This is a genomic window from Pseudomonas fluorescens (assembly GCF_004683905.1).
GTDB lineage: Bacteria > Pseudomonadota > Gammaproteobacteria > Pseudomonadales > Pseudomonadaceae > Aquipseudomonas > Aquipseudomonas putida_A.
Genome location: NZ_CP038438.1, coordinates 2,130,777 through 2,143,720, shown reverse-complemented (window position 1 = coordinate 2,143,720; position 12,944 = coordinate 2,130,777). Strand labels below are relative to the sequence as shown.

The window sequence follows — 12,944 nt, the reverse complement described above, 5'->3', positions numbered from 1 at the left end:
ACAACTGTCACTCGAACAAGTACCCACTGTGGGTCTCCGCTATTGATGAAAACGCGCGAAGCTTACGCCTCGATGATGGATGAGTAAACCCGTGAAAGGTGCTGTGTCGGAGAATATCGGGGATATTCAGGAAGGGTTCAGGAATGGGTTTTTGCGGTGGTCTTGGAGGCCCCTTCGCGAGCAAGCCCGCTCCCACATTGGATCTCTGCTGACCACAAAATCTGTGTTCAATGAAGATCTCCTGTGGGAGCGGGCTTGCTCGCGAAAGCGGTGTATCAGGCGCTACAAAATCAGCTGGCAGTCGCCAACAACAGATCCGCCACCGAACGATGCCCACGGTTCTTGCCATGCTCATACAGCGAGCCGGCAATCTCGTCGGCACGCACCGGCAACACCGACAGCAACGTATCACTCAGGCCATGGCTGGCCTGGCAGAAGCCCTGCATGTACAGACCGGCCTTGCAGCGTTCGTCGGTGATCAGTTTGTAGTTGCGATCGACCTCGAAATCACCGAGGTATTCTTCCAGCGGTGCCAACAGTTTGCGGTGCATCTGCCGCTCGTAACCGGTGGCCAGGACCACGGCGTCATAGAGGCGCACGGTGACTTCGCCGGTGGCGTTGTTGCGCACCGCCAGTTCGATGCCGCGTTCGGTGGCGGTGGCGCTCTCGACGGTGGTCAGGGTACGGAACGCATGACGGGCGATACCCGAGACTTTCTGGCGATAGAAGATGCCGTAGATGCGTTCGATCAGGTCGATGTCGACCACCGAGTAGTTGGTGTTGTGGTACTCGTTGACCAGCCGCTCACGTTCGGCGCTGTTTTGCTGGAACACCAGATCGGTGAACTCCGGCGAGAACACTTCGTTGACGAACGGGCTGTCGTCCGCAGGCTTGAGGGCCGAACCGCGCAGGATCATGTCGACCTGCACCGACGGGAACGAATCGTTCAGATCGATAAAGGCTTCCGCCGCGCTCTGCCCGCCGCCGATGATCGCGATGCTCATCGGTTGGTTGTTCACACACGGCTGTTTGGCCATCTGCGACAGATACTGCGAGTGGTGGAACACGCGGCTGTCGCCCTTCAGCGCCTTGAACGCCTCCGGAATACGCGGTGTGCCGCCGGCGCTGACCACCACCGAACGCGCAGTGCGCACCAACTGCTGGCCTTCGCTGTCGCGAGAGATCACGCGCAGCGCCTCAACCTGATGGTTGTGCAGCACCGGTTCGATGGTCAGCACTTCTTCGCCATAGCGGCTCTGCTCGGTGAACTGCCCGGCGACCCAGCGCAGGTAGTCGTTGTACTCCATGCGGCACGGGTAGAAGGTGCCAAGGTTGATGAAGTCGACCAGACGGCCGTGGGCCTTCAGGTAATTGACGAACGAGTACGGGCTGGTCGGGTTGCGCAGGGTCACCAGATCCTTGAGGAAGGAAATCTGCAATTCGCTTTGGGTCGACAGGGTGTTGCCGTGCCAGCTGTAGTTGGCCTGCTTGTCGAGGAACAGCACATCCAGCTCGCCGTGGGTCGGGCCGCGCTCTTGCAGAGCGATGGCCAGCGCCAGGTTCGAAGGGCCGAAACCGACGCCGATCAGGTCGTGAACGATGGGCGATGCAATTGCCTGAGTCATTTCCAGTGTCCTCTGGATGAACCCCTCAACAAGGGGAAAGGAGAGCCTAAGTGACCCGACTGGCCTTGAGCAGGACAGCAGGTCGTCTGTTGAGTAGGAACGAGGACAGTGAAATAAAATTTAGCGATGGCGGCTCAATGGGCATCCCATTGCTTGATGCGCAGACGGCAATGCTTCATCGCATTGACGATGTGTTTTTCCACCAGTGCCTTGGAAATTCCCAGATGTTCGGCAATCTGCGGGTGCGACAGGCCTTCGATCTTGCGCAGCAGAAAACTGTCGCGGCACAGCGGCGACAATTCCGCCAGTGCACGCTGGAGCATCTCCAGACGCTGGCCGTGATCGAGAGTGCCATGGGGCGACGGGGTGAAATAGCGCTCTTCGCTGTCGAGCACTTCCAGTGGCTCGACCTGGCGCAAGGCGTTGCGCCGATGATCGTCGATCACCAGATTCAACGCAGTGCGATAAAGAAAGGCCCGGGGCTGCTCGATGGGCGTGTCGCTGGAGCGTTCCAGAACCCGCACATAAGCGTCATGCACCACATCTTCGGCGACCTGACGGTTGCCGAGCTTGGCGTTCAGGAAACACACCAGCTCGCGATAGTAGTTTTCCAACATGACTCCCGGCCGCTTCGATGCGGATTCGATCCTTGAGCACACTGATCGACGGCCCGCGAACACGGGTAGCAAGATAGTGGCAACTGAGGTGCGTAATTTATAGTAATTCTCATATAGATTTAAAGTGGCGTTTGTCGTTGCCCGCTAAATAGTGCCGTTCTATACCTGTAACATCCTGTGTCTTCGCTTAAATTCCCCTGCGCATTCATCGTTTACAGTACAGCTCCCCGTGTCTGTCGCGCCCTGCGACAGCGTTCAACGGCTGCGCGCTGTGGCGTGCAGCCGGACGACGGGCCGAATTCCACTGGCCGGAACCCTGCATGAAACGTCCCCGCCCCGCTCGACGCGCCCTGCTCGCAGTCCTTTGTCTGATTCCTGTTGTTGCCTACGCCGCGTGGCAAATCATGCCTCCGGGACGCGACCGTTTTGCCACCGTGCAAGTCAGTCGTGGCGACATCGAAAGCAGCGTCACCGCACTGGGCACTCTGCAACCGCGCCGATATGTCGATGTCGGTGCGCAGGCCTCCGGGCAGATCCAGAAAATCCACGTCGAAGTCGGTGACGTGGTCAAGGAAGGTCAACTGCTGGTGGAAATCGATCCGTCCACGCAGAAGGCCAAACTCGACGCCGGACGCTTCTCCATCGAAAACCTCAAGGCGCAATTGCAGGAGCAGCGCGCCCAGCATGAGCTGGCGCGGCAGAAGTATCAGCGGCAGCAGAATCTCGTGGCCGGCGGCGCCACCCGTGAAGAAGACGTGCAAACCGCCCGCGCCGAACTGAAAGCCACTCAGGCCCGCGTCGACATGTTCCAGGCGCAGATCCGCCAGGCCGAAGCGAGCCTGCGCAGCGATCAGGCCGAACTCGGCTACACGCGGATCTACGCGCCGATGGCCGGCACCGTGGTTGCCCTCGACGCCCGCGAAGGCCAGACCCTCAACGCGCAACAGCAGACGCCGCTGATCCTGCGCATCGCCAAACTGTCACCGATGACCGTGTGGGCCGAGGTTTCCGAGGCTGACATCGGTCACGTCAAACCGGGCATGACCGCCTACTTCACCACCCTCAGCGGCGGCCAGCGGCGCTGGAGCAGCACCGTGCGGCAGATTCTGCCGGTGCCGCCCAAGCCGCTGGACCAGACCAGCCAGGGCGGCGGCAGCCCAGCCAGCAGCAGTAAAAGCGGCAGCGCCCGCGTTGTGCTGTACACGGTTTTGCTCGACGTCGATAACGCCGACAACGCCTTGATGGCCGAGATGACCACCCAGGTGTTTTTCGTCGCCAATCAGGCCAAAGGCGTGCTCACCGCGCCGGTCGCCGCGTTGCAGGGCAGCACCACGGCCAACCTGCAAACCGCGCAGGTGGTGGCGGCCAACGGCGACATCCAGCAACGCGAGGTACGCACCGGCATCAGCGACCGGCTCAAGGTGCAGATCGTCGACGGCCTCAACGAAGGCGATCACCTGTTGATCGGCCCGGTCGACGGCAGCGGAGGCTGAATGCAAACGCCTCTGATCGACCTGCAGGACATTCGTAAATCCTACGGTGGTGGCGATGCACCTGAAGTGCACGTGCTGCGCGGCATCGACCTGTCGATCCACGCCGGTGAATTCGTGGCGATTGTCGGCGCTTCCGGCTCCGGCAAATCGACCCTGATGAATATCCTCGGCTGCCTCGACCGCCCGACCTCCGGCGAGTACCGCTTCGCCGGAGAAAACGTCGCCGGTCTCGACAGCGACGAGCTGGCCTGGCTGCGCCGCGAAGCCTTTGGATTTGTGTTCCAGGGCTATCACCTGATTCCGTCCGGCTCGGCCCAGGAAAACGTCGAGATGCCGGCGATCTATGCCGGCACCCCGGCCGCCGAGCGTCACGCCCGCGCCGCCGCCCTGCTCGACCGACTCGGCCTGGCCTCGCGCACCGGCAACCGCCCGCATCAGTTGTCCGGTGGCCAACAGCAACGGGTGTCGATTGCCCGGGCGTTGATGAACGGCGGCCATATCATCCTCGCCGACGAACCCACCGGCGCCCTCGACAGCCACAGCGGCAAAGAAGTGATGACGCTGCTCGATGAGCTGGCGAGCCAGGGCCACGTAGTGATCCTCATCACCCACGACCGCGAAGTCGCGGCCCGGGCCAAACGCATCATCGAAATACGCGACGGCCTGATCATCAGCGACAGCGCCCGCGATGATCCCCACGCCCAGACCAGCGCCAACCCCGGCGCCCTGCAAGCGGTGGATCTGCGCCAGCGTCTGGCCGACGGCGCGGAAGCCACCGGCGCCTGGAAAGGCGAGCTGGTCGATGCCCTGCACGCCGCGTGGCGAGTGATGTGGATCAACCGCTTTCGCACCGCGCTGACCCTGCTCGGGATCATCATCGGCGTGGCGTCGGTGGTGGTGATGCTGGCGGTCGGTGAAGGCAGCAAACGCCAGGTGATGGCGCAGATGGGCGCGTTCGGTTCGAACATTATTTACCTCAGCGGCTCGGCGCCCAACCCGCGCACGCCGCCGGGGATCATCACCCTCGACGATGTGCACGCGCTGGCCAGCCTGCCGCAAGTGCAGCGGATCATGCCGGTCAACGGCGCCGAGGCCGGCGTGCGGTACGGCAACGCCGACCACCTGAGTTACGTCGGCGGCAACGACACCAACTTCCCGGCGATCTTCAACTGGCCGGTGGTGCAAGGCAGTTACTTCACCGAGACCGACGAGCAGAACGCTGCAGCCGTTGCGGTGATCGGCCACAAAGTCCGCAGCAAACTGCTCAAGGATGTGCCGAACCCGATCGGCCAATTCATCCTGATCGAGAATGTGCCGTTCCAGGTGGTCGGCGTGCTTGCGGAAAAAGGCGCCAGCTCCGGCGACTCCGACAGTGATAACCGCATCGCCATCCCCTATTCGGCGGCCAGCGTCCGGCTGTTCGGAACGCGCAATCCGGAATACGTGGCCATTGCCGCCGCCGACGCGCGCAAGGTCAAGGACACCGAGCAGGCCATCGAGCAACTGATGCTGCGCCTGCACAACGGCAAGAAGGATTTCGAACTGACCAACAACGCCGCGATGATTCAGGCCGAGGCCCGCACTCAGAACACCCTGTCGTTGATGCTCGGCTCGATTGCCGCGATCTCGCTGCTGGTTGGCGGTATCGGCGTGATGAACATCATGCTCATGACCGTGCGCGAGCGGACTCGCGAGATCGGCATTCGCATGGCCACCGGCGCCCGCCAGCGCGACATCCTCCGGCAGTTCCTCACCGAAGCGGTGATGCTCTCGGTGGTCGGCGGCATTGCCGGCATCGCCCTGGCGCTGATCGTCGGCGGCGTGCTGATTCTCAGCGAAGTGGCCGTGGCCTTTTCCTTGATGGCGGTACTCGGCGCGTTCGGCTGCGCCCTGGTCACCGGTGTTGTCTTCGGCTTCATGCCTGCCCGCAAAGCTGCCCGGCTCGACCCGGTCACAGCCCTTACCAGTGAATGATCGATTTATGAAACCGCGCCTCAGCCTGTTGACCGTGTGCCTGATCCTCAGTGCCTGCGGCAGTCCCGTTCAACGCCCGGACAGCGGTGTGCAGGCGCCTGCTGCCTGGCAGTCGCCCCATGGCGCCAGCGTTGCCCGCAATAGCCCGCAGTGGTGGACGCAATTTGGCAGCCCGGAACTGGATCGTCTGATCGAACAGGCTCGCGTCGGCAGTTTCGACCTCGCGGCCGCCGTCGCTCGAGTGCGTCAAGCGCAGGCAGGCACTGTCATCGCTGGCGGCTCTCAGTTGCCGGAGGTCAAGGCCGGCCTGAATGCCAATCGGCAGAAACTGCTGCGCGGCAATGGCTACAGCCAACTCGATGCCAACAGCAGCAACAAGGCTGTGGACTATTTCGATACCAACCTGAGCGCCACTTACGAAATCGATTTCTGGGGCGGCAAACGCGCGTCGCGCGACAGTGCGCAGTTCGCCCTGCAGGCCAGCGAATTCGACCGGGCGACGGTCGAACTGACATTGCTCAGCGGCGTTGCCAGCACGTATGCGCAAACCTTGTCGCTACGCGAGCAGAGCCGCATCGCCGAACTCAATCTGGCCAACGCGCAAAGCGTGCTGAAACTGGTGCAGACGCGGTTTGATTCAGGCTCAGCCACCGCGCTGGAGCTGGCGCAACAGAAGAGTCTGGTCGCCGCCCAGCAATGGCAATTGCCGCGCGTGCAACAGCAAGCCCAGGACGCGTTGATCAGCCTCGCCGCCCTGCTCGGCCGACCGGTGCAGCAACTGTCGACAACAGAGTCCTTCGATCACCTGCAGTGGCCAGACATCGCCGCCGGCGTGCCCAGCGAGTTGCTCACGCATCGTCCGGACATCGCACGCGCCGAAGCCCAACTGGCCGCCGCCGAAGCTGACGTCAAAGTCGCTCGCGCGGCGATGTTGCCGGCACTGACCCTGACCGCCCAACTCGGCTCGGGCGCCAATCAGTTCGACGATTTGATCCGCAGCCCTTTCTACAACCTGACCGCCGGACTGGTCGCACCGATTTTCAATAACGGTCGCCTCGGCGCTGAACGCGACAAGGCCTCGGCGCGCCAGCAAGAGCTGCTGGAAACTTACCGTGGGGCGATCATCAACGGTTTCGCCGATGTGGAAAAAGCGCTCAATAGCATTCGTCGCCTGGATGAGCAGCGGTTGTGGCAGAACGAAGAACTGAATCAGGCGCAGACCGCGTTCGACATCGCGCAGAGCCGTTACCAGGCCGGCGCTGAAGACTTGCTGACTGTCCTCGAAACCCAGCGCACCTTGTACGCAGCGCAGGATCAGAACGTGCAACTGCGCCTGGCGCGGATGCAGGCGAGCATTGCGCTGTACAAGGCGCTTGGTGGCGGGTGGCAGACCTTGTAATTGCGGCGACTGACAGATCGCCTTCGCGAGCAAGCTCGCTCCCACACTTGATCGTGTTCCATCAGCAGGAATGCGTTCTCATGCAGGAGTCAGCCAGCTCGCGATGGCGGTGGCTCAGGCAATTGAATGTCGACTGGTCGGGCGCTATCGCGAGCAGGCTCACTCCTACAGGGTGTCCGGGGTCAGTCCGGACATTGTGGGCTGACACCTGAACCTGTGGGAGCGGGCTTGCTCGCGAAGAACGATAACGCAGCCCTCAAGTCGGGCTGGTTTTAGGCTTCAGGTTGCGCGCATACCATGGCCGTTGCGGCACGCGGCGGAACAGGCCGGCGAGTTTTTCCTCGTCGGTGATGAAGGTGATGCGCAGCGCCAGCTTCATGGTTTCCGGATCCATCTCCACCGACTTGCCCATCTGCAATCCCGGCGTGGTGCTGCAGCCATGGGTGATCGGCCCGAGCCACGGGTCGTCGACTTCCACCCAGCGCCCTGGGGCAAACCATGGCACGCCATTGACCTGCAGCCGCGTGACTTCGCCCGGATGGAAACGCTCGTGGGCGCGGAACCAGTCCTCGATGCGATCATCGATCCAGCCATGGAAATGCCAGAACGTCGGGTTGACGTGGGAAGAAAACGGATCGCCGAGGAAATCGTTTTCGGCGTTGTACCAGCGGGCCGCGAAGTCCGCCGGATCGCGGGCAAACGGCACCGGCTGACCGTTGGACGGATCGCGTGGCACGGAGGCCCAGCGCATGTGCAGCCAGTCATGCAGGCCCAGCTCGACTTCGGAGCCGAACTGGCCGAGGGTGAGCCGGGCCAGATACGCCGGATCGCGGTACTGCGACTCCCAGACCTGGAAGTTGCTTTCGTAGGTTTCGGCAGTCTTGATGTCACTGACCCACTGGCTGAATTCGTCATCGCCCGCCGCCGTCCAGGTCGGTGGCAAGGCCGTGCCGTCGTGGTTGTCGAAATAGCGGGCGAAGCCGACGCGGTCGCGGATCAGCTCCGGCTGCGGCAGCGGAAAAAACGCCCAGGACGGCAGATCCTGCATCGAGCGCGCCGTCCCGAGCATGTGCCGGTGCATGAAGAAAAAGTCCACGCCCGAGCCATTGCGATCCTTGCGCGGGCCACGGGCATCGCGCTCCTTGTCGCGCGGGCCGGGCTGCCAGCCGATGCCGCGCAAGGCCTCGCGTTTGTCCTCGGGCAATTTGTGCCACTTGTCCCGGGTCGCATGCCACAACTGGTGAAACAGGCGATGCTCGGGAGAGACCAACCACGCCAGCAACGTCGGGTTGAGCGGCGTGCGCTCGCGCGCTTCGGGAAACAGCCGTTTGACGGCGACGAAGCGATTGTCCTGCGCCGGCAAGGCCAGCGACCGGTCCAGGCGCAAGGCCTTGCCGCTGAGCGTGCCACTGCCGGCATTGCCGAAGTCGGCCCAGACCTCATCGAGGATCATCTCCAGCTCATAGCTGATCTGACCGTCAGCGCCGATCAGGCGCCAGCTCAGTTTCGCCGCATCGGCTTTCGCGAGGTCGCCCAGAATTCGATAACGCGGTGTTTCAGCGGAGCGCAGGCGCTCGGGCGTGTCGAGAAAACCGCACACGCCGCGTCCCTTCTGGCCGATGTCGAGAAACACTTGCAGACCCTTGAGCGGCAAGCCCTCGAGGCCGGCATCGGCACCTTCGAAACGGATATCCCACACCCCGCGCAACGCATTCGCCAGGCGCTGCCCGGCCATGTCGGCGACGTCGAAAGACGCTTCGCCCGGGGTGATCGTCGGGTCCGGCTTCGTCCATTCACGATGCCCGAAATACGCCGCAGGCACGGCAGCGCCGGTCAGCGCCAGGCCCGCCATGAACCATCGTCGAGAAATCTTCATTGCCCTACCTGTGTCAGCCATGAAGCAGGCTTTATCCAAGCTAGAACGTTTGTTGCCCCGGCAAATTTAACGTGCCCGGCGATGATGACCCGTGGCGAGGGGATTCATCCCCGATGAGTTGCGAAGCAACTCCCATCCGACGCTGGCGGCGACACCAGAAGGGACGGCGCTCGCAGGCCTTGCGAGCGCTTCGCCCTCGATCGGGGATAAATCCCCTCGCCACAGTGTCAGGCTTAAATTTTGCCGCCAACCACTCGTTCTTCCCAGATAGCGAAGGCCCCCGCGCCTGCACCTCGATGGCGAACCTGACTGAGATGGCAATGACAAAACCACGTTCGAAAAAGGCTCTATTCATCGGCCTGCCGTTGGCCCTGGCGATCAGCGCCGGCGCAGGCTTTGCCGTGTGGCATCACTGGTTCAAGGACGACCTCGGCTACCCGGCCAAAGTCATGAAGCAGGCCGATGAGCTGCACGAACGCATGCTCTCTTTCGACAGCCATGTCAGCCTGATGCAAAATTTCGGCACCGATGGCCACGAAGCCGACAAGGACGGCGACGGCCAGTTCGACCTCGCCAAGGCCAACCGCGGGCGCCTGTCCGGCGCCGCGCTGACCATCTTCGGCTGGCCGGAAATGTGGAACGGCCCCAACGCCCCGCACAAGCCGACCCCTGGCTTCGTCGACGAGGCGCGCAATCAGCAGGAAATCCGCTTCAAGATCATCTCCGGGATGGTTCGCGACTACCCCAATCAGGTGGCCATCGCCTACACCCCCGACGACTTCCGGCGCCTGCACGGCGAAGGCAAATTCGCGATTTTCATCAGCATGCTCAACGCCTATCCGCTGGGCCACGACCTCAACCTGCTGGACCTGTGGACCGCGCGCGGCATGCGCATGTTCGGTTTCAGCTACATCGGCAACAACGACTGGGCGGATTCGTCGCGGCCGCTGCCATTTCTCAATGATTCGCCGGACGCCCTCGACGGCCTCTCGGAGCTGGGCAAGCAAGCGGTCAAGCGCCTCAACGATCTGGGCGTGATCATCGACGTCTCGCAAATGTCGACCAAAGCCCTCGAACAAGTTGCGCAACTGAGCCGCACGCCGCTGGTAGCCTCGCATTCGGCGCCGCGCGCGATGGTCGACATTCCGCGCAACCTCAGCGACAAGGAAATGCAGCTGATCAAAAACAGCGGCGGCGTGGTGCAGATCGTCGCGTTCTCGCAGTACCTGCGTCCGCTCACCCAGCACACCCAGGACAAGCTCAACGAGATGCGCAAGGACTTCGACCTGCCGCCGCTGCCGAACCTGGCGATGGCGCTGATGCCCGGCGACCCGATCATTGCGGCGTGGTCCGAGCAGAAGTTTGGCCAGTACGCCAGCCGCCTGTACGGCATCCTCGAAGAAGAACCGAAAGCCAGCCTCAAGGATCTGGGCGATGCCATCGATTACGCGGTGCGCAAGATCGGCATCGACCACGTCGGCATCAGCTCCGACTTCAACGAAGGTGGCGGCGTCAAAGGTTTCGAGAACGTCGGCGAAATCCGTAACGTCACCGCCGAGCTGATCTCGCGCGGTTATTCCGAAGCGGACATCGCCAAGCTCTGGGGCGGCAACTTCCTGCGGGTCTGGGATCAGGTCGAGAAAGCCGCGAAACCGGCACTGGCCGCTGCGCCGGGAACTGCCCAGCCATGAGCAATCGTCGTGAGTTCTTGAAGCAGGCGGGGATTCTCGCCGCGGCTCTGCCACTGGGTGCGAGCCTGCCGAATGTCGCCGGTGCCGCGAACGCCGCGCCCGTGACCGGCAACAAGTGGACGCGGTTGCAGCAGCTGTTCGATCAGGATCCGGCGTATCTGCACTTCTCCAATTTCCTGATTACCTCGCACCCGAAACCGGTGCGCGAGGCGATTGAGCGACACCGCGCTGCCCTCGACAAAAATCCCGGCCTGGCCATGGATTGGGACCTCGGCGTGATCGAACAGCGCGAGGAGAACGTGCGGGTCTGGGCCGGACGCTACCTGCAAGCCGACGCCAGACAGATCGCCCTGACCGGCAGCACCACCGAAGGTCTGGCGACGATCTACGGCGGCGTGCACGTGCGCCCCGATCAGGAAATCCTCACCACCGAGCACGAGCACTACGCGACCCACACCATCCTCGCCCTGCGTAGCGAACGCGACAGCACCCGGGTGCGCAAAATTCGTCTGTTCAAGGATTCGTACAGCGCCAGCAAGGCAGAAATCCTTGCTGCCATCGACGGCGCCATCCGCCCCGAAACCCGGGTGCTGGGCATGTGCTGGGTGCATTCGGGCAGCGGCATGAAACTGCCCATCGGTGAAATCGGCGCCATCGTCGACCGGCACAACCGCGGTCGCAGCGACGCTGACCGCATCGTTTACGTGGTCGATGGGGTACATGGCTTCGGCGTGGACAACCTGAACTTCGCGCAAATGAACTGCGACTTCTTCATCGCCGGCACCCACAAGTGGATGTTCGGTCCGCGTGGCACCGGCATCGTCTGCAGTCGCTTCGCCGAGGTCAGATACGTCACCCCGATCATTCCGACGTTCTCCGAAGCCACGGCGTTTTCCACCACCATGACGCCCGGCGGCTATCACTCGTTCGAGCACCGCTGGGCGCTGGACGAAGCGTTCAAATTGCATCTTGAGCTGGGCAAGGCCGAGGTCGAGGCGCGTATTCACGCGCTCAACAGTTACCTGAAACAACGCCTGCAGCAGCGTCCGCAGATCGAACTGGTTACGCCACTGAGCCCTGAGCTGTCCGCCGGTTTCACCTTCTTCCGGGTCAAGGGCAAGGACAGCGACAAGATCGCCGCGCACCTGATGGCCAACCGCGTGGTGGCCGATGCCGTGCACCGCGACGTCGGCCCGGTGATCCGCACCGCACCGGGGCTGCTCAACGACGAAGAGCAAATCGACCGCTTGCTGGCCGTGCTCGACCAGGCCCTGTGAATCCGGGCGATCCCTTTTTCCTTTTAGCGAGACTCGCAATGAACAGTGAACTGCGTCGATTTTCCTTGAAGGCGCTGCCGGCGCTGATGCTCACCGCCCTCGCCGCCGGCCTGCTGCCGGGTGCCGCGCAGGCCGCCACCCCGCCTGCGCCGGGCAAGGTGTTCAAGGACTGCAAGGACTGCCCGGAAATGGTCGTGCTGCCCACCGGCACGTTCACCATGGGCACCCCGGAGGATGAGGTCGGCCGCGAGCCGGATGAAGGGCCGCTGCACCCGGTGACGTTTGCCAAACCGCTGGCGATCAGCCGTTTCCAGATTCTGCGCGGCGAGTGGGACGCCTACCTCAAGGACAGCGGCTACAAGATGCCCGACGGCGACACGCGCCCCGGTCGCGCGTGCAAGGCCGGGATCCCGGATTATCAGGGCAGCGACCCGCGCAAGCAGTACACCGAAAAGCACCCGGCGGTGTGCATGGATTTCCCGGAGGTCGAAGCGTACGTGGCCTGGCTGTCGAAGAAGACCGGCCAGCAATACCGGCTGGTCAGCGAGTCGCTGCGTGAATACGCCGCCCGCGCCGGCAGCACGGGGCCGTTCCCCTTCCCGTTTGACGAAGGCAAGGAATACAGCATCGCCAAACACGCCAACACCTATGGCGCCGCCGATGGCTACAACTTCACCGCGCCGGCCGGCAGCTTCCCGGCCAACGCCTTCGGCGTCTACGACATGCACGGCAATATTTATGAGTGGACCGCCGATTGCTACAACGAGAACTACGTTGGCGCGCCAAGCGATGGCAGTGCCTGGTTAAGCGGCAAGTGCGACGTGCGGCGCATCCGTGGCAACGACTGGGGCGAGGCACCGGTGTTCTCGCGTTCGGGCAACCGCAACGCCACCTACACCGACACCCGTGGCGACTGGATCGGCTTCCGGGTCGCCCGTGATCTGTAACGCCATCGCCCGGCTAAATTAGCCGTCCTGCCAGTCGTTCTAAAA

At 62.9% G+C, this 12,944-nt stretch carries 9 protein-coding genes; 6 read left to right on the top strand and 3 right to left on the bottom strand.

All coding sequences use genetic code 11. The annotated features are described in order from the left end of the window. Window positions 1–290: 290 nt before the first annotated feature. Both E4T63_RS09630 and E4T63_RS09625 read right to left on the bottom strand, forming a co-directional pair. Window positions 291–1,625, bottom strand: a complete 1,335-nt coding sequence (locus tag E4T63_RS09630; RefSeq protein ID WP_135295340.1) for a lysine N(6)-hydroxylase/L-ornithine N(5)-oxygenase family protein — start codon at window positions 1,623–1,625, stop codon at window positions 291–293. 134 nt (window positions 1,626–1,759) lie between these two features. Beyond that, window positions 1,760–2,242, bottom strand: coding sequence for a sigma-70 family RNA polymerase sigma factor (locus E4T63_RS09625; protein WP_045122005.1), 483 nt, complete (start codon window positions 2,240–2,242; stop codon window positions 1,760–1,762). Window positions 2,243–2,562: 320 nt separating this feature from the next. On the opposite strand from E4T63_RS09625, the gene E4T63_RS09620 reads away from it, so the two are divergent. Genes E4T63_RS09620 through E4T63_RS09610 form a run of 3 tightly spaced genes read left to right on the top strand, consistent with a single transcriptional unit; the run spans window position 2,563 to window position 7,108 of the window. Further along, window positions 2,563–3,735, top strand: a complete 1,173-nt coding sequence (locus tag E4T63_RS09620; protein ID WP_135295339.1) for an efflux RND transporter periplasmic adaptor subunit — start codon at window positions 2,563–2,565, stop codon at window positions 3,733–3,735. Beyond that, entirely contained in the window at window positions 3,736–5,709 is a 1,974-nt protein-coding gene (locus E4T63_RS09615; RefSeq protein WP_135295338.1) for a MacB family efflux pump subunit, read from the top strand. It abuts the gene before it with no gap. A 7-nt stretch (window positions 5,710–5,716) separates the two neighbouring features. Further along, window positions 5,717–7,108, top strand: a complete 1,392-nt coding sequence (locus tag E4T63_RS09610; RefSeq protein ID WP_135295337.1) for an efflux transporter outer membrane subunit — start codon at window positions 5,717–5,719, stop codon at window positions 7,106–7,108. Between the two features lie 256 nt (window positions 7,109–7,364). On the opposite strand, the gene E4T63_RS09605 is transcribed toward E4T63_RS09610, so the two are convergent. Further along, window positions 7,365–8,984, bottom strand: coding sequence for a PvdJ/PvdD/PvdP-like protein (locus tag E4T63_RS09605; RefSeq protein ID WP_135295336.1), 1,620 nt, complete (start codon window positions 8,982–8,984; stop codon window positions 7,365–7,367). A 320-nt stretch (window positions 8,985–9,304) separates the two neighbouring features. Between E4T63_RS09605 and pvdM the strand changes: the two genes are divergently transcribed. The 3 genes from pvdM to E4T63_RS09590 are packed head-to-tail and all read left to right on the top strand — an operon-like array spanning window position 9,305 to window position 12,899. Beyond that, entirely contained in the window at window positions 9,305–10,675 is a 1,371-nt protein-coding gene (gene pvdM / locus E4T63_RS09600) for a pyoverdine-tailoring dipeptidase-like protein PvdM (protein ID WP_135295335.1), read from the top strand. Further along, window positions 10,672–11,952: an aminotransferase class V-fold PLP-dependent enzyme gene (locus E4T63_RS09595; RefSeq protein ID WP_135295334.1), complete on the top strand. Its 1,281-nt coding sequence runs from the start codon at window positions 10,672–10,674 to the stop codon at window positions 11,950–11,952. Before pvdM ends, E4T63_RS09595 begins: the two co-directional genes overlap by 4 nt. A gap of 38 nt (window positions 11,953–11,990) precedes the next feature. Further along, window positions 11,991–12,899, top strand: coding sequence for a formylglycine-generating enzyme family protein (locus E4T63_RS09590; RefSeq protein ID WP_135295333.1), 909 nt, complete (start codon window positions 11,991–11,993; stop codon window positions 12,897–12,899). Window positions 12,900–12,944 lie beyond the last annotated feature (45 nt).

Coding starts and splice junctions, on each gene's coding strand:
- E4T63_RS09620 (WP_135295339.1), top strand. CDS start 2,563: ATGAAACGTCCCCGCCCCGCTCGACGCGCCCTGCTCGCAGTCCTTTGT.
- E4T63_RS09610 (WP_135295337.1), top strand. CDS start 5,717: ATGAAACCGCGCCTCAGCCTGTTGACCGTGTGCCTGATCCTCAGTGCC.
- E4T63_RS09615 (WP_135295338.1), top strand. CDS start 3,736: ATGCAAACGCCTCTGATCGACCTGCAGGACATTCGTAAATCCTACGGT.
- pvdM (WP_135295335.1), top strand. CDS start 9,305: ATGACAAAACCACGTTCGAAAAAGGCTCTATTCATCGGCCTGCCGTTG.
- E4T63_RS09605 (WP_135295336.1), bottom strand. CDS start 8,984: ATGAAGATTTCTCGACGATGGTTCATGGCGGGCCTGGCGCTGACCGGC.
- E4T63_RS09590 (WP_135295333.1), top strand. CDS start 11,991: ATGAACAGTGAACTGCGTCGATTTTCCTTGAAGGCGCTGCCGGCGCTG.
- E4T63_RS09630 (WP_135295340.1), bottom strand. CDS start 1,625: ATGACTCAGGCAATTGCATCGCCCATCGTTCACGACCTGATCGGCGTC.
- E4T63_RS09595 (WP_135295334.1), top strand. CDS start 10,672: ATGAGCAATCGTCGTGAGTTCTTGAAGCAGGCGGGGATTCTCGCCGCG.
- E4T63_RS09625 (WP_045122005.1), bottom strand. CDS start 2,242: ATGTTGGAAAACTACTATCGCGAGCTGGTGTGTTTCCTGAACGCCAAG.